The sequence below is a fragment of the Anaerotignum faecicola genome (genome assembly GCA_024460105.1).
In the GTDB taxonomy this organism is placed as follows: Bacteria; Bacillota; Clostridia; order Lachnospirales; family Anaerotignaceae; genus JANFXS01.
This window is the reverse complement of the sequence record JANFXS010000550.1, coordinates 1-393: the sequence shown is the minus strand read 5'-3', so window position 1 is coordinate 393 and position 393 is coordinate 1. Positions and strand designations below refer to the sequence as shown.

Here is a 393-nt window from a genome sequence, read left to right as displayed (position 1 = left end):
TTTCAAATCCGCAAAAATACTGTCCGCCCGCTTCTGAAGCTCCGGATTCCCCATGTCCAGCGGATGCTCGTTGGGAAGCGTAACGCCAAAGCCCAGGCTCTCCGCCCTCCGTCTCATTGCATTTAAAATATCCGGTCCGCCCTGATAGAAGCACTCGGGGCCGGCTATATAAATTTTTTCTTTTTCAAACATGTATAAACCTCCCGTTTAAGCCAGCACAAGCTTCATGAGAAGCTTTAAGAATCTCTCATAATCGGCGCTCTCTCCGTTTTCCACAACCGGCAGCGATTCCCATACGAAATGGTGTCTCCGGTCCAGCACCGTCATCCCCAGCGTCAAATCACTCTTCGTCTCAATACCCACGTGCCCGGAAATGGTCTTTACCAGGGTAGC

The 393-nt window shown here is 50.9% G+C and carries 2 protein-coding genes; both read right to left on the bottom strand.

The genetic code is table 11. The annotated features are described in order from the left end of the window. The coding region (locus NE664_15340; protein MCQ4728006.1) for a nucleoside 2-deoxyribosyltransferase at nucleotides 1-192 on the bottom strand (192 nt) is incomplete at its 3' end. A gap of 15 nt (nucleotides 193-207) precedes the next feature. Further along, nucleotides 208-393, bottom strand: a 186-nt coding sequence (locus tag NE664_15335) for a nucleoside hydrolase (GenBank protein MCQ4728005.1), incomplete at its 5' end; no start/stop codon positions are given.